Origin of the sequence: Paraburkholderia antibiotica (genome assembly GCF_012927125.1) — a bacterium.
GTDB classification, from domain to species: domain Bacteria; phylum Pseudomonadota; class Gammaproteobacteria; order Burkholderiales; family Burkholderiaceae; genus Paraburkholderia; species Paraburkholderia antibiotica.
The window spans coordinates 194399-216597 of record NZ_JABBFZ010000006.1 but is presented as its reverse complement, the minus strand read 5'-3'; the positions used below and the strand labels follow the sequence as shown (position 1 = coordinate 216597).

Here is a 22199-nt window from a genome sequence, read left to right as displayed (position 1 = left end):
GGTGGACCGACGCGTTGTTGCCGCGTTGTTATTGCGCTCAGCGGTGGGTGTCGAGATAACGGATCAACCGCGCGACGCCCACCTCAATGCGCTCCGGCGTGCTCGCATAACACCAGCGCAGAAAGCCTTCGCCTTCCGGACCGAACGCGGCGCCCGGCGCCAGTCCGAGCCCACCCTCGGCGACCAGTTGCCGGCAGAACGCGAGACTGTCCGTGACGCCGTCGACGCGAAAGAACGTGTACATCGCACCGGGCGACGGCGCGGCAAGCTGCACGCGCGGGACTTCGGCCAGACGCAGCGCGAGCAGATCGCGCGATTGTTTGAGCCGGGCCACGGTGCGCGCGATTACCGGTTCGCCGTGTTCGAGCGCATGCAGCGCGGCGTGCTGCACGAAGCCCGGCGTGCAGGTGGTGCTGAACTCGATGAGCTTACCGATCTCTTGCAGGAGCGCCTGCGGCACGACGATCCAGCCGATGCGCCAGCCGGTCATCAGCCAGGCCTTCGAGAACGAATTGCAGCTGATCACGCGGTCGCTGGCGTCGGTCAGATCGAGGAACGACGGCGCGCACTGCGTGCCGTCGTAGTAGTAGCGCTCGTAGACGTCGTCGGTGACGATCCAGATGCCGTGCTTGCGGCAATGGTCGAGTACGGTGCGTTGGGCTTCGGCGCTCATCACCCAGCCGCTCGGATTGTTGGGCGAATTCACCAGCAGCGCGCGTGTGCCGGGCGTGAGCGCGTCGAGTAGTGCGGCGAGGTCGAGTTGCCAGCCGTCCGCGCAAAAGTTTAGCGACACGGTCTCCACGTGGGCGCCGAGCACTTTGGGCATCTCGACCAGGTTCGGCCACAGCGGCGTGACCGCGACGACGCGATCGCCCGGACTGACGATGGCCTGCATCGCCAGCATCAGCGCCGTCGTGCCGGAACTCGTGACGGCGACCTGGCCGACGTCGAATGGCGCATGCGGCCGATGCAGTCTGCCGAGGTACGCGGCGATGGCTTCGCGCAATGCCGGCAGACCGAGCGTCTGCACGTAGAAGGTGTCGCCCGCGTCGAGCCGCTGCGCGGCGACGGCACGCACGTCGGCAGGCGTGGGTTCGTCGGGTTCGCCGAACCAGAATGGCAGCACGTCGGTGCGTCCCATGCCGGCATTCGCGACTTCGCGGATTTTCGAGGAGCGCAGTGCTTGCACGGCACTGCGCGCGTGCAGGGAAAAGGGTGAGGTCGTCGACATGGCGGAGGGTCAGGAGAAGTCAGGAGAGGTGAGCGTTGGACGGCTGCAGCGCTTGCTGGTGGGAATGGATGTGCGGCATCGTCGATGGACTCCGGGTTGAAGTAGGTCTTAACGATAGCGCTCTCGGCGAGGCGTATTTTGCTGAAGTGCGAAGTAAAAACCGCACGCGTGCGCAATGAACGAAGCGCGATAAACGGAAACGTGAAATGAACGAAGCAGAGGTCAGAATCGACCGGGCGGATAGCCTGATTCTCAACGCGTTGCGCAGCGACGGGCGGCTATCGAGCCAGGAACTTGCCGAGCGGGTTTCGTTGACCGCGTCGCCGTGCTGGCGGCGCGTCAAGCGTCTCGAGGAAGCCGGCGTGATCCGTGGCTATCACGCGGATATCGACCCGAAGCGACTGGGTTATCAGGTCATGGCGTTCGCGCTGGTGGCGCTGGAAAAGAAGGACGCCACGCATATTCGCGCGTTTGAAGAGGCGGTAAGAGCGAGTCCGGAAATACTCGCCTGTCATTGCATCAGTGGGCGCTACGATCATCAGCTGACGGTTATTGCTCGAACGCTCGATAGCTTTGGCGATTTCATCCGGCTCAAGATCGGCAGCTTGCCGAACGTCCAGGAAGTTCACACTTCACTGGTACTCAAGGAAGTGAAGGCGTTGGCGCATGCGGCGATCGAGATCGTGTGATCGTCGATGCGAGCGGTTACAGCGGCGACGGCATCAGCCGTTACACCGCACGGCGCCCGTCAGGCGCGTGCCCGACGCGAGGTCCGCGCCTCGCGTGCCATGCCCGGCACGCGCCTGAGTTCCGCCACCAGAAAATCGGCGAATTCCCGAACCGCGACGGGCAGCGTACGTCCCAGCATCGTCTGAACCTGGATGCGGCGTTGGTGCACTTTGCCCGCCAGCGGCACCGCGACGAGCGCGTCGTTGGTCGGCTTGCCGCGAACCGTTATCGCGCTGGAGAAGGTGATTGCGCCGGATAGCTGCGCGTAGCGGTAGAGCGCCTCGCTATTGTTGGTCACGAACACGGGCGTGAGCGCGATGCCCTCCGCGCCCGCCGCGACGTCGATGAGCGTGCGAATCGTCGTGCCGGGTTTCGACAGCAGGAGCGGATGTTCGGCGATTTCCGCAAGCGACAGTTGCCGGCGCGTTGCCAGCGGATGATCGCTGCGCATCAGCGCGAACACGGGAGCCCGGCACGCATGGATGATGTCGACGTCGGTCTGAACAGTGAGGCTGAAAGTGAGCGCGAGATCCGCGTCGCCGGTACGCACCAGTTGGGTGGCGTCGTCGGGGCGGGTGACCGCCAGCTCGAAGTGCACGCGCGGATTGATCTGCCTGAACCGATGGATCAACGAGGGCAGGAAGTCGGTGGCAAAACCTTCGGAGCAGGCGAGCTTCACGACACTGGCAAGCGAGTTCTGCGCGCTGTCGATGTCGTGCACGATCTGTTCCGCTTCGAGCAGACTTTTGCGTGCGTAGCCCAGCAACGCCTCGCCCGCGCGACTCAGCGTCATGCCGCGCGACTGCCGGTCGAACAGCTGGGCGTGAACCTCGTATTCGAGCTTGGCAATCTGACGACTGATCGCCGACGTCGCGACATGCAACCGCGCGGACGCTTCGGCGATCGACCCGGTATTGGCCACTTCGACGAAGTAACGCAACGCCGTTGAATGAAGGATGTGCGTCATGAGCGCAGAGGATCGCCGGGCAGGGTGGGGCGCAAGAGGAACGTCGCTGCGTTAGACGCCAGCCGCCGCTGCCGCGCGACTCGGGCTTCGGAGCGGCAACAATGAAATCGCGCGATGAGGCACACGAACGCCTCATCGCGCGTGGCGCTTCCCGATCCGGGTATCCAGCGCCTGTCAGCCTCTATTTGGACATGACCGTCTGCTGGATTTCCCATTTGCCGCCGCGGACCTGATAGATGGTGGTCGCTGCCGTCTTCAAGGCTCCGGTCTTGTCGAACTCGATCGGCCCGGACACGCCCTGGTATTGGGTCGCGCGCAGTTTCGGCAGATAGTCGGACGGATTTGACGAGTTGGCTGCCTGCATCGCCTTGATTACCGCCCACGTCGCGTCGTATCCCAACGGCGCGTAGACCTGCATGTTCGTATTGAAGGTCTTCTTGTAGCGGCTTTCGAACTCCGGTCCGCGCGGCATTCTCGACACCGGCAGCCCGTAGTCCAGCCCTTCGACGCCCTCGGCGCTGGCGCCCGCGATCTGCACGAAGTCTTCCGAAACCGTGCCACCGCCGCCCATCAGCCTGGTCGTCATGCCGAGCAGCTTCATCTTCTTCGCGATGCCGGCGACCTGCGGACCCAGTCCGGAGAAGAACAGCAGATCCGCATTGGCGCTCTTGATGTGCGTGAGCTGCGCGCTGAAGTCCATGGCCTTGTCGCTCGTGTACTGCTGATCGACGATGGTCCCGTGCGCGGCGAGCACGGCCTTGCGAAACTCTTCGGCGGCGCCCTGACCGAAGGCGGTCTGATCGTCCATGATCGCGATGCGCTTCGCCTTGAGCGAGGTGACGGCATAGGTGCCGGCGCTGCCGGCGGTTTGCGCATCGGTCGGCACGACGCTGAACACCGTATTGAAACCCTGCTTCGTGATGATCGAATTCGACGCCGCGGGGGTAATCATCGGGATGCCGGCGCTCGCGTAGATTTTCGATGCCGGGATGGTCGTGCCGGAATTCACATGGCCGATCACGGCGCTCACGTTTTCGTCGACCAGCCGTTGCGCGACCTGCACGCCGGTGCGCGGGTCGCCCTGGTCGTCCATGTATTCGGGCGCGAATTGCACGACCTTGCCGCCGAGCGTGATCTTTTGCGCGTTGGCTTCCGCGATGGCGATTCTGACGCCGTTTTCCATGTCCTTGCCATAGGCCGCGCCCGAGCCGGTCAACGGGCCCACCACGCCGATCTTGACGCTGACCTGGGCATAGCTCGACGTGCTCGCTGCCGCGAAGCACAGGGCTGCCATGGCAGCCAGTTGATTTCGTTTCACTGCGTCTCCTCCTTGAACCTCAATAGATGAAAGTGGCCGGTAGCCGGCGCACGCAAAGGCCTCACGCGCCCGCTTGCGCGCAGTTCACGCCGTTTGTTCCCAGACCGTCCACTTCGTAATGCCAGACTTCGCCCTGGACAGGAAAGCGCGTGCGAACCACGCTTCCGGTCATGACGATCTCGCCCGCGCGGAGATGCGATCCTCTCAATGCCAGCTCCTGTGCCAGCCACGCGACGGATGCGAGCACGTGACGATAATCGACAGCGCCCGTTTCCGTCGACGAATCTTGCGAAAACACGCGAGCCGGTCGAACGATGGATTCATCGGGAAGCGGTTGCCAGTCTGCCAATACCACGCCCGCATTCCAGGAGTTATCGGCGATCAGCGACGCGGCATCGAGCGTGCTGTAGTCGGCATGACGGTCCTCTACCAGTTCGAGCGCGGGGCATACCGCCGCGGTGCAGGCCGCGATATCCGCCGTCGACAGCGGCTTGCCGTTGGGCACGATATCGCTGCCGAGCTTGACCGCGATTTCGAATTCCAGACCGAGGTGGACGTAGCGCTTCAGATCGATATGGGCGCCGCTGCGATACACCTCGTCGCTGAGGATGCGGCCGAACACCGGTTTGTCGATGCCGCACATGGTCTGCATCGCGGTGGACGTGAGCCCGATCTTGTAGCCGACGACGTCGGCACGGCGTGCCTCGCGAAACAGCGCGACCAGTTCGTCCTGCACGTCATAGGCCGTGGCGGTGTCGAGTACCTTGCCTGCTTGCCGAAGCGTGCCGAAATGCGTGCGCGCCGCGTGTTGTTCGAAGAGCGCCTGCGCGAGTTGCTGATTCGTCAAGTTCATAGGGATGTCGAGATCGTCGATCAGGTTAAATGCGATGCGGCCCGATGCTAGAACGTGCCGGGATACAAACCACCATCGAGCAGGATGTTTTGCGCGGTCATGTAGCCCGCGTTCCTGCTGCAGAGGAACGCGCACACGTCGCCGAATTCGGACGGCGTGCCAAAGCGCTGCGCGGGAATGGTCTGGCGTTTCTGCTCAGATACCGGCGTGTTTTCTCCAGCCTGACTGTCCCACTTCTCGAACATCGAGCGCAGGCGGTCGGTCAGGAAATAGCCGGGCAGCAGGTTGTTGATGGTGACGCCGCGGTCGATCACTTCGCGCGCGACCGTCGCCACATAGCCGGTGAGGCCGAGGCGCGCGGCGGTCGAAAGACCGAGCAGGGCCTGTGGCTGCTTGACCGTGACCGAGGTGATATTGACGATGCGACCGTGGCGCTGTTCCAGCATGGCCGGCAGAAACGCCTTGATCAGAAAAATGCCGCTCAGCATGTTGGCTTCGAGCGCCGCGATCCAGTCTTCGTGCGACCACTCGGCATACTGGCCCGGCGGCGGTCCACCCGCGTTATTGATCAGGATATCGACATTTTTTGCCTGGCCGGCGATCAACGCCCGACCCGCTTCGGTCGACACATCCGCGGCGATCACGTCCACCTGGACGCCGCTGCGTTCGCGCAGTTGCTGGCCGGCGGCGATCAGCTCCGTCTCGTTCCGCGCAATCAGCGTGACGCGCGCACCCTCGCGCGCGAGCGCTTCGGCGCACGCGTAGCCGAGTCCTTTGCTCGCTCCGCAGACGACCGCGTGCTGATTTTTCAAGCCAAGATCCATCCGATGCTCTCCTGAGTAGGCCCGGTCATCGACCCGCTCGTCATGCCAGACATGCGCTGCGCAGATCGACGTTGGCGGTCGTGTGGGCGTGGCAGCGGGCGTGGTTTTACCTCATCCGCTGATTTTTTGTGAGCAAACTATACGCGTCATGGATAGAAATTGTTTGGTGTAATTTGACGGGGTAGGGGTTTTGATTAAAATGAATGTTTCGTCGTCAGGAAAAATTCGAAATGATCAATGCAGAACATCAAGTGGATCGGGTCGATCTGCAGATTCTGAAAGCGCTGCAGCTCGACGCGCGGCTTTCGAGCGCCGAATTGGCCGAGCGCGTGGACCTGACGACGTCGCCGTGCTGGCGGCGCGTCAAGCGTCTCGAGCAGGAAGGAATCATTTGCGGCTATCACGCGGATGTGGATATGAAGAAGCTGGGCTTTCACGTGACCGCGTACGTGTACGTGTCGCTCGACAAGAAGGACGAGAAGCACGTCAAGGCGTTCGAGGATGCGGTGATCACGAGTCCGCAGATCATCGCGTGCAGCTGTATTTCGGGTCGTTATGACCACCAGCTCACCGTGGTCGCGCGCACGCTCGACGAATTCGGCGAATTCGCTCGCCATCAGATCGGCGCGTTGCCGAACGTCAAGGAGGTCTACTCCGCGTTCGTCCTGAAGGAAGTCAAGTCGCGCAAGCAGACGCTCGTCGATCTGGCGTAGGCGGAATGCGAAGGGGCGCTGCGCCACTCTATATATTTAAATAAATCATTTATTTATCAGAATAAGTCGCCCAGAGAATACATCCGCCTGGCTACTATGCGGGAACTCTTCTCATTCCCACTTCCTGAGTTCCTCTGATGAGTGCCAATCCCGCTTCCGTTGTGCCCAACCGACCTTTGGCGTTCGCCGTGGTTACCGTGCTGACCGGCATCGGCGCGGGGCTCGGCGGGATGGCGCTGGCGCTGTTGCTTCACGCCGTACAACACGTGGCCTACGGCTACAGCATGGGAGAACTGGTCGGCCATCAGAGTTTTCTCGAAGGCGTGAGCGCGGCGTCGCCGTTGCGTCGGGTGGTCGTGCTGTCGCTATGCGGCGTCGTCGCTGGTGTGGGCTGGGCCGCGCTGTATCGCTATGGCCGCCCGCTGGTTAGCATCCGCAAGGCAGTCGGTTCCGCCGACCCGCGCATGCCGTTCGTCAGCACGACGGTGCACGCGTTGCTGCAGATCGTGACCGTCGCACTCGGCTCGCCGCTCGGGCGCGAAGTCGCGCCTCGCGAGATCGGCTCGCTGCTTGCCGGGCGCCTCGCGCATCGCGCGGGCCTGACGAGCGACGATTGCCGCCTGATGGTTGCGTGTGGCGCCGGGGCTGGTCTCGCGGCGGTCTACAACGTGCCGCTCGGCGGCGCCGTATTCGTGCTGGAAGTGCTGCTCGGCACGTTCGCGCCTCGCGCGCTCATCGCCGCGCTGGTGACGTCGACCATTGCGGCGGTCGTCGCATGGAGCGGCCTTGGCAACGAACAGCAATACGTGGTGCCCGCGTTTGTCGCCAGCAATCCGCTAATGATCTGGGCCGTCGTCTGCGGACCGCTGTTCGGCATCGCGGGCTGGGGCTTCGTCAAGCTGACCTCCAGTGCGCGACAGCATGCGCCGAGAGGGTGGAGTCTCGTCGTGTTGTCGATCCTGAACTTCGCGGTGATCGGTGCGCTGGTCGCCGCATTTCCGCAACTCGCGGGCAACGGCAAAGGCGCCGCGACACTGTCGTTCAACAGCGACCTCACGATCGGTCTTGCCGCCGCGCTGCTGGTGCTGAAGGTCGCGATCGAGGCATCGAGCCTGCGCGCAGGCGCGGAAGGCGGCCTGCTCACGCCCGGGCTGACCAATGGCGCGCTGCTCGCGATCGTGCTCGGCGGCGCGTGGGGTCACTTCTTCCCGGCGCTCGCGCCTGGTGCTTGCGCGCTGGTCGGCGCGGGTGCGTTCCTCGCCGCCTCCATGCAAATGCCGCTGACCGCGGTGGTATTGATCGTCGAATTCACGCATGCGAGCCATGACCTGCTGTATCCGCTGTTGCTGGCTGTCGCGGGTTCCGTCATCACGTATCGTGCAATGCCTGCTGTGCTTGCTTATTTCGCTACTTATCTCGCTGGATCGCGTATGCGCGCAGACGCGGATAGTCTGGTCGATCGGACGAATGCCTGAGCATTTACGCGCGATGATCCTGCGCGACGTGGGTCCGATCTGGAGTGATCGAGCTGGATCGGTTTGGTTTATCGTGTGCCTCCCTATGCGGGTCATCAGGAAGAGCGCCGCTATACGGCTGACCCAATCTCCACCGCACGCATCGGAAAGACGCCGGACGATTTGCGCGATCTCCGGTTCAGTGCATACTCCCGCCGGAGAACGTCGGCGTTCGGTTTCCGCTGCCTGGAAATCCGCATTCGTTTTCGTTTGCCGGACGGAGCGAATCGGAATCACTCACGCCGGCTGCATAGAACATCGAACGGCGTGACACGTGACACGTGATACAGCGCCGACTTTCAGGCTCTTTCCATGCGACGTCTTCCCTCCCTGATCGCGCTGCGTTTTTTCGAAGAAACCGCGCGACATCTGAGTTTCAACCGTGCCTCCCAATCGCTTTGCGTGACACAGGGGGCGGTCAGCCGGCAGATCCGGATTCTGGAAGAAGCGCTGGGCGACAAGCTGTTCGAGCGCGACCATCGCGGCGTCAAACTTACGGATGCCGGCGCCGGTTTGCTGCCCTATGTCACCGAGGCCTTCGATACGCTCGAGCGTGGCATGTGCACGTTTTCATCGGCAACAACACGTCGGCGGCTCGTGCTCGCGATGCCGCCCACGTTCGCGACGCAGTGGTTCTCGTCGCGCTTGCCCGAACTTGCCGCGGCGCTGCCCGATGTCGAACTGTCGGTACGCACCAGCCCGATGCCGGACTGTCACTGCACGATCCGTTTCGGTATCGACAGTCTGCCTGGGGTCTATTCGGAAAGAATCGCGGTCGAGCGTCATACGCTGGTCGGCGCGCCCTCGATGAGCGGCGAGTCGCTCGATGCGCTGCTGCGCCGGTTGCCGCGCCTGCACGTGCTGCACGACGGTCAGCGTCTGAATCTGTGGCCCGACTGGCTCAGTTCGGCAGGGTTGCCGGTCGGTGACGGCGGGGATGGCATCGAGTTCTCGACACTCGAACAGGCCATCCACGCCGCCCGCAAGGGTGCGGGCCTCGCGATCGTCGATAGCAACATGATTACCGAAGAGCTTGCGATCGGCAGCCTCGCGCGACTCTCGGACGTGCAGGCAATCGGTCCGTATGGATACTGGCTCGATATCCCGCACAATCACGTTCAGCTTGCGCACGTCCAGTCGTTTGCGAACTGGCTGCGCCAACAGATCGCGGTCGAGCGGTAGCATCAGTAGCGTGTCGTCCTGAGAGCGCGCAGCGCAGTGCACCGTGGCGCCGCGTTACGCGTGGCCCGCCTGATCGAGTGTCAGGTGCCGCGTTTCCGGAGCCCATGCAATCGAAACCAGCATGCCGATCAGCAGGACGGCCGCGAGCGCCATCATCGTCCAGTGGAACCCGAGTTGCGCGATACCGAGCGGCAGCAGGAAAGTCCCGATCGCCGATCCGAGCCGACTGCAGGCAATCGCCAGCCCCACGCCGCATGCGCGCACCGACGTCGGGAAGCACTCCGGCGGATAGACGCCCACCAGATTCGAAAAGGCCGACATGGTGATGGTGAAAACCGCAAACGCCGCGATCATCGCGATCCTGGCCGAATCCGGTAGCACGCTCAGCATCACGAGCGACGCGCAGGTGATCGCAAACGAGCTGATCAGGAACGTGCGACGCGGCAAACGGATCATCAGCCAGATGCCGAGCAACGCGCCGAAGATCAGAAGACCGTTGAGCAGAAAGTCCGCGCCTGTTCCTTCGTTCAGATGCATGGCTTTGAGCACCGCCGGCAGAAACGTGTAGATCGCGAAGTAGGGGATCACGAGGCACACGAAGAACGTGCAGTTGAACAGGGTGCGGTGAATCAGGTCCGCCTTGAACAGGCGACGGAAGCCATCGTTAGTGTGTGTCGATGCACTGGTCGGCGTATCCAGTCTGACGTGAGGACCAAAATAGCGGTGGACGATCGCATGCGCTTCCGCGACGCGGCCCTTGCTTTGCAGCCAGCGCGGCGACTCGGGCGTGCCGATACGCGCCAACAGCACCGCGAGTGCCGGCACACCTGCCGATGCGAGCAGCCAGCGCCACGCGTCGGGCGATGCATCCGCGTAATGAATGCCGAGCACGCTCGCGACCACATAGCCGATTGTCCAGATCACGCTGAACGAGCCCAGCAGGGTGCCGCGATGCTTGCGAGGCGAGAATTCTGCGAGGAACGTGTGGCCGACCGCGAAATCGCCGCCCATGCCGATACCGATCAGAATCCGCAGCACGCAGAGCATCGGCGCTGAGGTGACGTAGAACTGGGCGAACGCGGCGATCGTGATGATGAGGAAGCTCAGCAGGAAGATACGCTGTCGCCCCATCCGGTCGGAGAGCCGGCCGAACACCATGCTGCCCAGAAAGATGCCGATCAGCGCCGCACTGCCGACCATGCCGGTCCAGAACGTGTCGAGCGGGATCTGCTTGCCGAGCGACGCGAGGGCATAGCCGAGCGTACCCAGCGCATAACCTTCGGTGAAATGTGCGCCGAAGGTTAGTCCCGCGATCTTGATGTGGAAGGCACTGACGGGAAGGTCATCGAGGGTGACGGTGTTGCCCGTGTCGGTCGCGGCGTGAGCGGGTGTCCGGGAGCCGGTCCGCGCTTCGTCGAGCGTCGAGGCCCACGAGGATGGGTTTGTCATGATGTCTCCGTGTTGTATTTTTCGCAGGGGTACCGGCGCGGTGCCGGGAGTATGCACACCGCGCGCGCATGCGGCTAGCGGTCGAGGCCGGCCATCAGTACGTACTTCATTTCGACATACTCATCCAGACCGTATTTCGATCCTTCACGACCGAGGCCGGATTGCTTGACGCCGCCGAACGGAGCAACTTCGGTTGAGATGATCCCGTCGTTGATGCCCACCATGCCGGACTCCAGTGCGTCGGACACGCGCCATGCTCGTCCGAGGTCACGGGTGTAGAAGTAGGCCGACAGTCCATACGGCGTGTCGTTGGCCAGCTCGATCACTTCGCTTTCGGTGCTGAAGCGAAAGCACGCGGCAACCGGACCGAAGGTTTCCTCGGACGCGATGAGCATTTCGCGCGTTGCGTTGCCGAGCACCGTCGGCTGGTAAAACGTGCCGCCCAGTGCGTGCGGTTCGCCGCCGGTCAGGACAGCAGCGCCGTGATGGCGCGCATCGGCCACGTGAGCTTCGACCTTGGCGAGCGCCGCCTCGTTGATCAGCGGGCCCTGATCGAATTCGCCCTCCAGTGCATTGCCCACGCGCAGTTGTGCGACGGTTTTCGCGAGCGCCTGGGTGAAGGCGTCGTAGATGCCGTCCTGCACGTAGAAGCGATTCACGCAGACGCAAGTCTGTCCGGTGTTGCGGAATTTCGACGCGATCGCGCCCTGGACCGCGGCGTCGAGATCCGCATCGTCGAACACGATGAAGGGCGCATTGCCGCCGAGTTCGAGCGAGAGCTTCTTGAGCGTGTCCGCCGACTGACGCGCGAGCAGTTTGCCCACACGCGTCGAACCGGTGAACGAGAGCTTGCGGACCACCGGCGATTCCGTGAGCGCGTTGCCGATCGCGACGGCGTCGCCGGAGACGATATTGAACACGCCGGCGGGCACGCCCGCACGCTCGGCCAGCACGGCGAGCGCCAGGGCGGAAAGCGGCGTTTCCTCGGACGGCTTGAGCACCATCGTGCACCCAGCCGCGAGGGCGGGGCCGGCCTTGCGCGTAATCATCGCGAGCGGAAAATTCCACGGCGTGATTGCCGCGACCACGCCCACGGGTTCGCGGGTCACGACGATGCGCGTATGCGGCTTCGGACTGGGAATGACGTCGCCATAGCAGCGCTTCGCTTCTTCGGCAAACCACTCGAAGAAGCTTGCCGCGTAGGCCACTTCACCGCGCGCCTCGGCCAGCGGTTTGCCCTGCTCGCGCGAGAGCAGTTCGGCCAGCGCGTCGCGGTGTTCGAGCATCAGTTCGCCCCAGCGCTTCACGCGTGCGCCGCGTTCTTTCGCGGTCAGCGCGCGCCAGGCCGGGAAGGCTCGCTGCGCGGCGTCGATCGCCTCGCGCGTTTCGTCGCCGCCCGCCTTCGACACCTGCGCGATGATCTCGCCCGTCGCAGGATTGCAGACCGCGTAGGTTTCGGCGCTGGTGCGCCAGCTGCCATCGATGTAATGTCCGGTGCGCAGAAAGTCCGTCATGCTGCCCGTTCCTCTTCGATGAAGGTTTTCGGCGCGCGCGGTTCGCGCGGCACACGTTTGCCGGCCGTATAGTCGTTGATGAGATCGCACGGCGTGTAGTTGCGACCGATCTCGTAGAGCTCGTCTTCGCTCAGGTGCGTACCGAGCGCCGCGAGCGCGCTGTCGAATTGCGCGGGCGAATCGGCGCCCACCAGCATGCTCGACACGCCTTCGCGCGCGAGTACCCACGCCTGGGCGATCTGGGCGGGGCTCACGCCGCGCGCACGCGCCACGCGTGCCACCGACGCCGCGATTTCGCGCGAGGCGGTATCGCCGTACATCTGCGCCGTGAAGAAGTCGGTCTGGTTGCGATTGGATTGCGGATCGCTCGAGAGCAGACCGCGGGCGAGCGGGCTGAACACGGAGACGCCCACGCCCTGGTCGATGCAGTACGGAATCATCTCGCGCTCTTCCTCGCGGTAGGCCGCGTTGAGCTGGAGCTGCATATTGATGGGTCGATGCCAGCCGTTGCGCTCGCACACCTGCATGATCTTCGCGAACTGCCACGTGTGCATCGTCGATACGCCGATATAGCGCGCCTTGCCCATCCGTACGATGTCGTTCAGCGCGCCCATGGTTTCTTCCACGGGCGTGTTCACGTCGAAGAAGTGCAGCATGTAGATGTCGACGTACTCCATGCCGAGTCGCTTGAGCGAACCGTCGATGCCATCCATGATGTGCTTGCGCGAATGACCGCCCGCGTTCTGATACGCGCCCATGTCGTAGCCGACCTTGGTCGTCACGATGATTTCCTCGCGGCGCGTGAGGCGCTTGAGAATGCGGCCGACGACTTCCTCACCCGCGCCGGTCGAATAGAAATCGGCGAGGTCGATGAAGTTGACGCCTGCGTCGAGCGCGTGGCGCACGATGGGCTCGCTTTGCGCTTTGTCGAAAATCCACGGCTTCCATTGCGGCGTGCCCATATTCATGGTGCCGAGGCACAGACGCGATACCTTCAGGCCCGATTGGCCCAGACGCACGTATTCCATTGTTGGTGTCTCCTTGCGAGCGGCCGCTCAGGCTTTCTTCGGCGTGTAGAACGGGTTCGAGACGTCGCGCGCGGCGGCGAACACGTCTTCGCGATGGGGCAGGCCCTGCATGGCGGCGACGATGGCGTTCCTGCAGGCGCGGTAGTTGTTCTCGAACACGGCGTCGAGATCATCGGTCTTCGGGTTGACCCAGTTCGCCGACACGACGACCCAGTCGTTTTCCGCTTCGGGCGGCATCGTACCGTTCTCCAGCGATTCAGCGACGGCCTTCGCGATGCCGGCCTGCGACGCGCCCCACGTGGCATTGCCGTGGAAATCGCCGTCGATCTGCGCCTTGTTCACGTAGAGGGTGAGCGGCTTGGTCGGCACGCCGGGCTTCGCGATCACCACGAACGGCGCGTGACCTGCGGACGGCGTGGCCAATGCCGTGGAAAAAGCCTGACCGGCAGGACCGTTGCGCGGTCCGACCAGCACGTTGATGTGCGCGAGATTGACGCCCGGGCCTTCGAAGCCCTCACCGATATAAAGCTGCTTGTCCATCTTTTCTGCTCCTGCCCAGTTTCAAGGGGAAATCGAGGCCTGATTGTGCGATCACGCGGGGCGGCAGCAGGAGCGATGATTTTTCGTTGGGGTGGCAAGAAACCTCATATCCGGGTTTGTGCCAGGGAGCGGAGAAGGGAGGTTGCTACGGGGATGGGGGGTGTCTTTCGCGTTTCTGGGGGCCGGTTTTGCGGGGTATATCGTTGCCGCCCGGCAGCAGCAAGCTTGATATGCCGGTTCTGTACCGCGGCATCGAAGCAGCGACAGTCGAGGGATGCTCATCGCGTTCCCATTCCGTTGCATGGAACACTCCAGCCCGATGGAAAAATGCAGTTGTGCGAGGCGGTAGCGCCAGTATCGTTCGGTGATTCACCCACGGTACCCACTGCTTCGGCAACGCACCCTGTTCCTGGCCCGATTGCATTGGAAGCCAACGATACAACCGCATTAGGGAGGTGGCAGGATGGCAAAAGAATTCTACCGATCGACCTGCACTTGATAGGCAGTCTTAACGATACCGAACTCGGCACCCGTTTCCGAATGTGCGCTATGACGATCCTTGTCAATTTCTTTGGCGTTTTTGTGGTTCCATACGCTCTCGGACTCCGTCTGCATGAGAGTAGCAACGCGTCTGCTGCGATTTGCAGCGTCCCGACCTCGAAATGAAACGATAAAGCAGATTGTGATGGAAATTTCGGCTGACGTGACGTCGACAGGTACGTTGTCTGTCGTGGAAAACGGGCGTTGCTGCGGCTTCCTGACAAGTGCGGGGCGCCAGCGTCTTTGCGTCGCACGCCATGGGTCATTCGGCGCAGCAGTCCAGCCAGAAACCGGTTAGCTCAACGGGCGTTCCAGGCCGCCATACTCGCTGTGCCTCTATTATCGCGGTGGTCCGTGTAGCGGCCGATGCGACGCGCTAACGATACGTTGAACGCCACCATGTACCGACGCTTGATTGTTGTCGCGCTGGCTGTGACCGTTGCCGGCTGCGACCCGAAAAAACCATCCTTGCCGGCGACGCCACAGGTTCCGGTCGAAACCCTGTCGGGGTTTCCCGACAATGCCAACTTCAGCGACGGACCGTTCACGCTGAAGACGCAGGAGCCCGAGGATCGATCCACGGGGCGCGAGATGCACATGCTCTACCGGGGCTCGCCGATTAGGCATCTGCCGCCGGCGGCGCAGGGCGAGCATCCGCCGCCGCTCCTGCTTACGTTCGCGCGCCGTGTACACAATGGCCCGGCGGCCTATGTGCTCTCCTACGACTGCAAGGCGATCGATCTCGCGATGGAGAACGGCGAGCGGCCGACGGTGACGGTGTTGCAGGAAACGTACGATCCGCCGCTCGACGCCGACATCGGCGAGCAAAATGCCTGCGCAGGCCTGCGCCTGTCCACGAACGAGCTGATCTTCCCCGGCGCACACACTATTGAGGAAAAGCGCGGCGGCACGATGCACCGGTCTACCGTGCAGGACGTCAAGGTGCTTAACACCGATACGCTCGACATTCAGACCTATCGACAGCCCGAGCACGATGTCCTCGCGTGCATGACGGGAAACGCCGACGCTTGCGGCGAAAGGAAGACAAAAAGTACGGAGGCCTCCGCCGATGGCGCGGATGTGTCCGTGAGGGTCGAGATCACGGCGAGAGCGATCGACGACTGGGACCGTGTGCTGCTGATCGGTCATTCTCCCGACGCTCAGGCCGCTGCCTGGATTACGCCGGGCCCGCGTTTTACGACAGACGACTCGGCGCCCCGCACCGTGATCGTGACCGATGCGATGGGGGAGCATCCGCGCAAAGTCGGGATCCCGGCCAGTCTGCAAACCCGCCTGACGGCGGCGACCAGAAGAACGCAGGCGCAGTATCCGATGACGCCGGCATGGCTGGCGACGGCCTTCGACTGGCAGAAGGACCCGCACGGCGAATGGACGCTGGTGCCTCGCAATGCCGCGCAAGCCGCAGCGTCTGCGTCGCAAGGGCTTCAGGCGGTGGCCACCGAAGTGGAGGCCGTGCTCGTCGACGCGGGTTCTATCGACAGTCTGACCCTGGCCGGGCAGCTCCAGGATTCGATGGGCGGCAAAGATGCCGCGCGCGGTGCCGACGGGCAGGTGATTCCCGTCAAGCCTTGGCCGCCTCAAGTCTTCGCCGTGACAGGACAGCGTCTCACGCCGTTTTCGATTGCCGAAGACAAGACCGCCTCGCATAGCGACGCGGATCGTCCCGTTCCCCACGTCCTGATCGGTATCAGCACGAGGGAAAACGGCGGCGAGCCGGGGGGCAGTCTGGTGCTGACATTCACCAGCGACACGCCTTCGCTGGACGACGAGAGTGGTATGGCGTCGCTGCGGGGCAGGCTGGACGCATGGCTGAGTGCCAGACATGCGCCTCATCTGTGGGCCAAACCTTCGGAGCTCAAAAAGAGCGCCGCCCTCGCTCAACGCCTGCGTGATCAACTGGGCTGGCCTGAACCGCAGATTGCCGGCGCCTTTGCGATGCTGGGTAGCGAACAGGTCGATCGCGGGCTCGAGGAGAAAGCCTCGCTTCTCTTCACGAAGGCCGGCGTGTTTCTGCTGGACACGACTTCAGTTGGCATTGCCAATCCGGGATTGGCGTGGGATTTGTGGGCGGTCTACCGATTGCCGTCGCCGGCCCATACGGCCTTCTCCGAGCAGATACGCAACGCCGTGTTGTCCCCTGCCTATGGAGAATATCTGACGGCGTCGTTGCCGACCTGGCTGCAAGCCGGGCAGCTTCTTGACGACACAGCCGATCAGGAGCACCAGCCGGACACGTACCTGCTGCGTCGTCCGGTCGACCTGTTCGGCCTGTCCGCGCTGTCCATCTACCCCGAAGGGGAAGGCTATTCCGTGCGGGTCGACGGCCGCGCGCAAACGGTGCTCGTGGCGCTCGAGACGGCCTTGCAGGGCATGAAAATCCCCTATGTCGTGCTGCCACCCGCAGAGCGGCAACTCAAGGAATCGACGATGACTCGCTTGCGGGAGCAACTGGGCTGGAGTCAGCGCAGGATCGAGGACTGGACGAATAACCAGGAAGCCGGAACAGATCGGGACAGCGGCACGCAATTGATTACGAATCGCGGCGTAATGAGCGTATCGCCGGCAGCGCAGACAGACGACTTCCAGGTGCCGGCCAGCGTTCTGACGATGTCACGGGGCACGTATCCCGGCCATCCGGACTTCGACGCGACGTCGCGGTGAGTGCATCGCGAACGACGCGTCGTGGCGCGTTGGCAGTTTGAATTGTTGATACGCGAAATGCGGTGTCGAGGGGAGGGGGAATGCGTCTGACGGAAGACAACGCGAAGCAAACGTTGGCCGATGCCGACGCGCTGCAGGTTCGCCTGTTGCAGGAAGCGCCCGCGGTGGTCGGCGCGTCTGTCGAACTGGAGGAGCACCTCGCTGCCGCCTGGTTGCGCAAGATCGAGGCACTGGGAGCGCTGGGCAGGCATGCCGATGCGTTGGCCGAGTCCGACGCGTTCACCCGATATTTCGACGAGGGTGGCGCGACGCCGCAGACCACATGGCCGTGGCTGATTCAGGCCGCCTGCCGTAAGGTCGAGGCCCTCGCATGGCAAGGCGAATTGATGACAGCCCTCGCGGCGGCCGAGGCCGTTCAGGCGCGTTTCGAGCATACCGAGGCGCTCGCGGTGCGCGAATGGGTGGCTTTTGCGGCGCTGGAAGAGATCAGGATTCGCACTGCGATGGGCGGGATCTTTGCGCGCGTGGACATGGTGCGTCGCGCGCAGCAACTGGTCGAGCAGTTCGGCGCTGACGCATGGCAGGCGACGCGCGTCCTGGTCGGCCGAATTCGTCTGCACCAGGGCCGGATGCTCGCTGAACTCGACTACGATGAGGAAGCTCTGAAGGCCTATACGGCCCTGTGCAACGATTTTGCGGGGACGGCCGATCCGGATTTGCAGGAGGTGGCGGCCGAGTCGCTGCACGAACGCTCGCGTCTGTTCGAAGCGTTGGGCCGCGATGAAGACGCAAGGGCCGACCAGCAGGCTTTGATTGGTCAATATCTTCATAGCACGCATCCGGGAATCCGGTACATGCTCGCGTTGGCGCAGCTGGGCACGCTCGAACGGGCGCAGATGGCAGCCGATGCAAGCGGCGATGACGCAGAGGATCTCGCGTCATGGATTGCCGCGTGCGATGCGCTGATTGCGAACCACGCCGACAGCCATGATGCGTCCGTGGTCAAGCTCGTCAATGTCGCGCTGCGTTTCAAGGCGCGCGCGCTGCACCGGCTGTCCAGGGTGACGGACGAAGCTGATCGGTACCGGGCCGAGGAGGTCGCCGATGCGCAATGGACGCGTTATCGCGATCATCCCGACGCGCGGGTACAGGCCGTATTGATCGACTCGATGCTGGAGCGGTTCGAGGCACGGAATAATCCGCGACAGGCGCTCGATGGCGCGGAGCGGTTGTTGCAGCATCTGCGGCGCGCCGGATCCACGCAAGCCGTATCGCCGCAGTTGATTCGTACCCTGCTGCTCAAATCCTGGGCCTTGTGTGCGCAGGGACGGCCCGAGCAAGCGCTCGAAGCGCTGCCGTCGGCGGCCGAGTTGTCCGGAACGATAGATCCAGCGTTGCGCGAGCTACGGCTCCGCGTGCAGATTCAGCGAGGCCATTTGCTGCGTCAGATGACGCGGCCGGATGAAGCGCTGCAGGCGTTGGAGGCCGGTTTGCCCGACGATTGCGCCGGATCGGAGGACGCCGGCTCCGACGGGTCTCTGCACTGGCTCGTGGCGCGCGCGATGAATCTACGCATCGACATCCTCGCCGATGCCACGCCGCCCAGCCACGACGGCACGCCATTGGGCCAGTCGCCGCTCGAACCCTCCGAGCAAGCCTACGCGCAGGCCGTGCATGCGCTGGACCAGCGTTTTCACGCGGACGCGGACGGCGCCATCCGCGCGATGGTGGCCGAAGCGCTGTATCACCTTGCGGTCCACCAGCGCGAGCGTTCGCACACGGATGAAGCCATCGCGAGCTACGACCTGTTGCTGAGCCGCTTCGCGGCCGATACGGAGACAGCCATCGAACCGTGCGTCGCCAGTGCGTATCTCAACAAGGCCTATCTGCTTCTGGACGGGCTGGACCGTCCAGACGCCGCGCTGCCGGTCTACGACGCGCTGATGGCGCGCTTTGCCAATGCCACCAGCACGAGGCTGCGCGACAGCCTCGCGAAGGGCGCGGCGAGCCGGTTGACCTGTCTGACCCGGTTGCAGGGCCGTGGTGTGGCCGTGAACTATGGCGAACAGTACGAAGACCTGACGCTGGCGCAGCACGACGCGATCATCGAGACACTCGACCACGCTGACGCACTGAGAGACGAGGACAAATATCGCGAGGCAATTGCTCAGTATGACCAGGTGTTGGCGCAGCATGTCGAATCGCTTCATCCCGAACTGCGGCGCCTGTGCCTGAAGGCCCTGGTGAGCAAGGCGTTCTGCTTCGCGTGCCTGAACCAGCGCGAAGCCTCGCTCGCGACCAATCACGAGGCAATCGTGCGCTACGGCGAATGAATACTCCAACGAATAAACCGCGTCTGGGCAAGTACCTATGAAAAATTTCTTCGTGAAGCTCTCAATTTCTGCGGCAATGCCTGTTGTTTTTTCGGCATGTCATGCCGACCAGCCGGCGACAAAGTTCACCAACAAGGAGGCGACGGCTGCACTTCGTGCAGAGGTTGAAATGATCGCGGAAGCTCAGGCGCGGGTCGCACTTGGAACCTGCAAGCCGGCTCTGAATCCTCGCTACAAGAATCAGATCGCTTGTACCGCAGTGGTGATTAGCCAGGGGGGCACGTCTGAAACACAGGCGGATTTCCATTGGGACGGCCAAAAATGGGTCTCCACGCCATCGGAGTCTCAGGACATCTTGCCGTTTCCCGATCCCCTCCTTGCAGACATTCATCCGTGGACTCAAAACATCGATCAGTTGGAACCGCATTATCTGAAGAACTAGTTGTGCGCGATCTCCAGACCATATACCTGAAATGAAGGCGCGTTGACGGCGTTTTCCCTCTCGTGCTCCTCAATACCGGCACGACCGCGTCCGGAGTAGCCGGATTCAACCCAGAGTTGTCGATCTTCTTCTTTGCGTTCCTGTCGCAATTCATTGATCGCGGCGAAAGCCAGCCCGGGCCTCGCATGCTGGAATGGTCGCTCGTCTTCATGACGATGACGTTCGTCGTATTCGCGGCATATGGAGTCTTTGCGGCGAGTGTTGGTGATTGAATCCTTTCCCGACCCAGAATTCTCAGGTCGATGCGTCGGAGCTTTGCCGTTGCGTTTGTTGCAGTTAGTGTCAAGCTGGCTCATGTGCCGCGACAGGCTCCTTTTCGGTAGTGCGTCAGCATTTGAATATCACCGGGCATCGGAGCGTAATCGATCTAATAAGATCCCCACTGAGCAGTCCATTGATTCAATGCGTTCCGGCTCAGTCTGGAGTGCACGTTACTCGACGGTGCTCTTTACGGCAATTGAATGGCTGGCTTGTAGAAAGTTGACCGACCGAACCGATCGTGGGCTGACAATAGTTGACATCACGTTATGCTGTCGCTCGATAGAATCGCAGACAAGTTTCAGTAGTGATCCCTCCAGATTTGGCTGAGACCCAGAAAGCCCCGATCGCCACGCACGGATTCGGGGCTTTCGCTTTTCAGCCTGTCCGCATAAAAAAGCGCGCCGAACATGGGAGTCGGCGCGCCGGGTTACTGCGAGAGGCCGCGCTGGTTGTCTGCCGGGTTCTGGTCGTGACATCAGACCTTCCTTGTCGATTTTCTGCCGCCGCCGCGACAGGGATAAAGATCGTTGCGCACCAACGCGAGCTATGCCGAACTGCAACCGCTGCTGCCTGAAACCTGGCGGCCGTGCGCGCAGAACAAACAGACGCTAGCCGCGTACATCGACAAACACGGGGCATGGGCGTTCAGGGAAGTGATGAAAATCGGCTCGGCCCCAACGGCTATGGAGAAAAAATCTACACCGGCCGCAATCACCCCGACGAAATTGCCGTGCATGTGCCTGGTGGGGCACTGACGTCTTCTGTTCTTTCACGGGCGAACTGCCTTTTTAGGTGACGCAAATCGCGCGTGGCGGGGCGGTCCGAAAGCATGCCTCCGGTTGCGTCATGCCCCGCCTATGAGAGCGGATTGTCCCACTAGAAGACATGCCGGACCCCAACGCCATACGTGCTGCCGGACGGATGCGTGGAGATTCTGTCGTACGAGTACACACCATAAACATCCGTTCGTTTCGAAAGGTAGTAGTCGTAGGCGATCGATCCGGTGTTGTGTACCGAATTCCGGTTCGACGGTGCACGGAGTCGGGTAAGTGCCCACGAAGCGAGAATCGCGGATACCGGGGTGACCGGTACCGACACACCCAGTTGATACGTATGTGTGCCCACGTGCGATGTCGTCGTATTGGTTGTCTGGACCGCACTGTAGAACTTCGCGAACTGCGCGTTATAGGTTGCACCGGCAAGATAGAGCGTTTGATCCACCCCCGGGGAATTCGGCGCGCCTCGTACCCGCTGCGCGGAAAGCGCCGCCTGAAACGGTCCACGCTCGTACATCAGGTGCAGGCCGAGATTGTCGCGGCCCTGCTGACCGGTCACGCTGCTGACCGAATATTGGACAGCACCCGTCAACCCGTAGAACGAAGGCGAGTAATAGCCAAGCGTGTTGCCCCAGACGGTGTCGCCGATCACCTGGCCGTTGTAGCCTGCCACGTAGGATTGCACGATCAGCGGCGAAAACACGACGGACGACCCGAATGGATTGAGCATGCTCTGGTTGATATATGTCTGCGTCGTCTGCAGCCCAACCTTGAACGAGCCGTAAGTGTTGTTTGCCAGTCCCACGTACGCGTTGCGGGAGAACAGGCCATCGGTGGTATTGCGTCCCATCTGGCCTGTATTGGGCCGGAAGAAGCTTTCGAGCTTGAAAATGACACTGGTCCCGCCACCCAGTGCCTCCTTGCCGCTTACGCCCCAGTACGACGTGGTGAAGCCCCCTCCGCCCATCTGAACCGAGCCGTTGGGTGTCGTGCTGAGCTTCGACTGGACGACGTACGTGCCGATGAGGCCATACAGGCTGACTGAAGAGGAATCGTCGCCTGAAGTTGCCGCTGCATGCGCGGAATTCGCGGATAGAGCAATTGATGTGCAGGCGAGAGACGCGATTTTGATCGAACGAAGATTTCCAAATCTATAATTCTTTTTCATATTTTGTTATCCTGATTAATTATTTTTTTGCGAGATTTCTGTCCCGGACGTTGGTCGCGGCCAGGAGAGACTAAC

18 protein-coding genes and 1 pseudogene are annotated in these 22199 nt (G+C 62.4%); 8 read left to right on the top strand and 11 right to left on the bottom strand.

The genetic code is table 11. The annotated features are described in order from the left end of the window. Positions 1–37: 37 nt before the first annotated feature. Positions 38–1231 carry a pyridoxal phosphate-dependent aminotransferase gene (locus HHL14_RS13550; protein ID WP_169498109.1) on the bottom strand — a complete coding sequence of 398 codons (1194 nt, stop codon included), beginning with the start codon at positions 1229–1231 and terminating at the stop codon, positions 38–40. 206 nt (positions 1232–1437) lie between these two features. Between HHL14_RS13550 and HHL14_RS13545 the strand changes: the two genes are divergently transcribed. Next, positions 1438–1920 carry an Lrp/AsnC family transcriptional regulator gene (locus HHL14_RS13545; RefSeq protein WP_169498108.1) on the top strand — a complete coding sequence of 161 codons (483 nt, stop codon included), beginning with the start codon at positions 1438–1440 and terminating at the stop codon, positions 1918–1920. A gap of 59 nt (positions 1921–1979) precedes the next feature. Here the strand turns inward: HHL14_RS13545 and HHL14_RS13540 are convergent, their stop codons facing one another. The 4 genes from HHL14_RS13540 to HHL14_RS13525 all read right to left on the bottom strand — a co-directional run bounded on the left by HHL14_RS13540 (position 1980) and on the right by HHL14_RS13525 (position 5922). After that, positions 1980–2927: a LysR family transcriptional regulator gene (locus tag HHL14_RS13540; protein WP_169498107.1), complete on the bottom strand. Its 948-nt coding sequence runs from the start codon at positions 2925–2927 to the stop codon at positions 1980–1982. Between the two features lie 181 nt (positions 2928–3108). Continuing rightward, positions 3109–4245, bottom strand: a complete 1137-nt coding sequence (locus HHL14_RS13535) for a branched-chain amino acid ABC transporter substrate-binding protein (protein ID WP_329601658.1) — start codon at positions 4243–4245, stop codon at positions 3109–3111. Between the two features lie 61 nt (positions 4246–4306). Further along, on the bottom strand, positions 4307–5098 hold the full coding sequence (locus tag HHL14_RS13530; RefSeq protein ID WP_169498106.1) for a 2-keto-4-pentenoate hydratase: 792 nt from the start codon (positions 5096–5098) through the stop codon (positions 4307–4309). Positions 5099–5145: 47 nt separating this feature from the next. Further along, the gene (locus tag HHL14_RS13525; RefSeq protein ID WP_169498105.1) at positions 5146–5922 is read right to left on the bottom strand and encodes an SDR family oxidoreductase; all 777 of its coding nucleotides are present in this window, start codon (positions 5920–5922) and stop codon (positions 5146–5148) included. 230 nt (positions 5923–6152) lie between these two features. On the opposite strand from HHL14_RS13525, the gene HHL14_RS13520 reads away from it, so the two are divergent. The 3 genes from HHL14_RS13520 (at position 6153) to HHL14_RS13510 (ending at position 9331) form a co-directional block, all read left to right on the top strand. Continuing rightward, a complete protein-coding gene (locus tag HHL14_RS13520) occupies positions 6153–6635 on the top strand; it encodes an Lrp/AsnC family transcriptional regulator (RefSeq protein ID WP_169498104.1) in 483 nt (160 codons plus the stop codon). 137 nt (positions 6636–6772) lie between these two features. Continuing rightward, the gene (locus HHL14_RS13515) at positions 6773–8110 is read left to right on the top strand and encodes a chloride channel protein (protein WP_169498103.1); all 1338 of its coding nucleotides are present in this window, start codon (positions 6773–6775) and stop codon (positions 8108–8110) included. Positions 8111–8461: 351 nt separating this feature from the next. Continuing rightward, complete coding sequence (locus HHL14_RS13510) at positions 8462–9331, top strand: LysR family transcriptional regulator (RefSeq protein WP_169498102.1); 870 nt, start codon at positions 8462–8464, stop codon at positions 9329–9331. Positions 9332–9385: 54 nt separating this feature from the next. On the opposite strand, the gene HHL14_RS13505 is transcribed toward HHL14_RS13510, so the two are convergent. The 4 genes from HHL14_RS13505 to fae all read right to left on the bottom strand — a co-directional run bounded on the left by HHL14_RS13505 (position 9386) and on the right by fae (position 13862). Continuing rightward, positions 9386–10780 carry an MFS transporter gene (locus HHL14_RS13505; protein WP_169498101.1) on the bottom strand — a complete coding sequence of 465 codons (1395 nt, stop codon included), beginning with the start codon at positions 10778–10780 and terminating at the stop codon, positions 9386–9388. Between the two features lie 74 nt (positions 10781–10854). Then, positions 10855–12294 (bottom strand): NAD-dependent succinate-semialdehyde dehydrogenase, encoded by a 1440-nt coding sequence (locus HHL14_RS13500; protein ID WP_169498100.1) that lies wholly within the window; start codon positions 12292–12294, stop codon positions 10855–10857. Next, the gene (locus HHL14_RS13495) at positions 12291–13322 is read right to left on the bottom strand and encodes an aldo/keto reductase (RefSeq protein WP_169498099.1); all 1032 of its coding nucleotides are present in this window, start codon (positions 13320–13322) and stop codon (positions 12291–12293) included. The genes HHL14_RS13500 and HHL14_RS13495 overlap by 4 nt, the downstream gene beginning before the upstream one ends. 27 nt (positions 13323–13349) lie before the next feature. Further along, positions 13350–13862 (bottom strand): formaldehyde-activating enzyme, encoded by a 513-nt coding sequence (fae, locus tag HHL14_RS13490; protein WP_169498098.1) that lies wholly within the window; start codon positions 13860–13862, stop codon positions 13350–13352. 927 nt (positions 13863–14789) lie between these two features. Here fae and HHL14_RS13480 point away from each other — a divergent pair. The 3 genes from HHL14_RS13480 to HHL14_RS13470 all read left to right on the top strand — a co-directional run bounded on the left by HHL14_RS13480 (position 14790) and on the right by HHL14_RS13470 (position 19859). Next, positions 14790–17084 (top strand): hypothetical protein, encoded by a 2295-nt coding sequence (locus HHL14_RS13480; RefSeq protein WP_169498097.1) that lies wholly within the window; start codon positions 14790–14792, stop codon positions 17082–17084. 80 nt (positions 17085–17164) lie between these two features. Continuing rightward, the gene (locus HHL14_RS13475) at positions 17165–19417 is read left to right on the top strand and encodes a hypothetical protein (RefSeq protein WP_169498096.1); all 2253 of its coding nucleotides are present in this window, start codon (positions 17165–17167) and stop codon (positions 19415–19417) included. Positions 19418–19454: 37 nt separating this feature from the next. After that, entirely contained in the window at positions 19455–19859 is a 405-nt protein-coding gene (locus tag HHL14_RS13470; protein WP_169498095.1) for a hypothetical protein, read from the top strand. 2 nt (positions 19860–19861) lie between these two features. On the opposite strand, the pseudogene HHL14_RS13465 reads toward HHL14_RS13470, so the two are convergent. Next, a pseudogene (locus HHL14_RS13465) lies at positions 19862–19963 on the bottom strand (N-acetyl-gamma-glutamyl-phosphate reductase); the annotation flags it as partial. A gap of 744 nt (positions 19964–20707) precedes the next feature. On the opposite strand from HHL14_RS13465, the gene HHL14_RS13460 reads away from it, so the two are divergent. Continuing rightward, positions 20708–20935 carry a hypothetical protein gene (locus tag HHL14_RS13460; RefSeq protein WP_169498094.1) on the top strand — a complete coding sequence of 76 codons (228 nt, stop codon included), beginning with the start codon at positions 20708–20710 and terminating at the stop codon, positions 20933–20935. A gap of 121 nt (positions 20936–21056) precedes the next feature. Here the strand turns inward: HHL14_RS13460 and HHL14_RS13455 are convergent, their stop codons facing one another. Further along, positions 21057–22124: a porin gene (locus HHL14_RS13455; RefSeq protein ID WP_169498093.1), complete on the bottom strand. Its 1068-nt coding sequence runs from the start codon at positions 22122–22124 to the stop codon at positions 21057–21059. Positions 22125–22199: the final 75 nt, after the last annotated feature.

What these genes read in the sequence shown, in the direction of transcription:
- HHL14_RS13550 (WP_169498109.1), bottom strand. Translation starts at nt 1,231, where the DNA reads ATGTCGACGACCTCACCCTTTTCCCTGCACGCGCGCAGTGCCGTGCAA.
- HHL14_RS13545 (WP_169498108.1), top strand. Translation starts at nt 1,438, where the DNA reads ATGAACGAAGCAGAGGTCAGAATCGACCGGGCGGATAGCCTGATTCTC.
- HHL14_RS13540 (WP_169498107.1), bottom strand. Translation starts at nt 2,927, where the DNA reads ATGACGCACATCCTTCATTCAACGGCGTTGCGTTACTTCGTCGAAGTG.
- HHL14_RS13530 (WP_169498106.1), bottom strand. Translation starts at nt 5,098, where the DNA reads ATGAACTTGACGAATCAGCAACTCGCGCAGGCGCTCTTCGAACAACAC.
- HHL14_RS13525 (WP_169498105.1), bottom strand. Translation starts at nt 5,922, where the DNA reads ATGGATCTTGGCTTGAAAAATCAGCACGCGGTCGTCTGCGGAGCGAGC.
- HHL14_RS13520 (WP_169498104.1), top strand. Translation starts at nt 6,153, where the DNA reads ATGATCAATGCAGAACATCAAGTGGATCGGGTCGATCTGCAGATTCTG.
- HHL14_RS13515 (WP_169498103.1), top strand. Translation starts at nt 6,773, where the DNA reads ATGAGTGCCAATCCCGCTTCCGTTGTGCCCAACCGACCTTTGGCGTTC.
- HHL14_RS13510 (WP_169498102.1), top strand. Translation starts at nt 8,462, where the DNA reads ATGCGACGTCTTCCCTCCCTGATCGCGCTGCGTTTTTTCGAAGAAACC.
- HHL14_RS13505 (WP_169498101.1), bottom strand. Translation starts at nt 10,780, where the DNA reads ATGACAAACCCATCCTCGTGGGCCTCGACGCTCGACGAAGCGCGGACC.
- HHL14_RS13500 (WP_169498100.1), bottom strand. Translation starts at nt 12,294, where the DNA reads ATGACGGACTTTCTGCGCACCGGACATTACATCGATGGCAGCTGGCGC.
- HHL14_RS13495 (WP_169498099.1), bottom strand. Translation starts at nt 13,322, where the DNA reads ATGGAATACGTGCGTCTGGGCCAATCGGGCCTGAAGGTATCGCGTCTG.
- fae (WP_169498098.1), bottom strand. Translation starts at nt 13,862, where the DNA reads ATGGACAAGCAGCTTTATATCGGTGAGGGCTTCGAAGGCCCGGGCGTC.
- HHL14_RS13475 (WP_169498096.1), top strand. Translation starts at nt 17,165, where the DNA reads ATGCGTCTGACGGAAGACAACGCGAAGCAAACGTTGGCCGATGCCGAC.
- HHL14_RS13470 (WP_169498095.1), top strand. Translation starts at nt 19,455, where the DNA reads ATGAAAAATTTCTTCGTGAAGCTCTCAATTTCTGCGGCAATGCCTGTT.
- HHL14_RS13455 (WP_169498093.1), bottom strand. Translation starts at nt 22,124, where the DNA reads ATGAAAAAGAATTATAGATTTGGAAATCTTCGTTCGATCAAAATCGCG.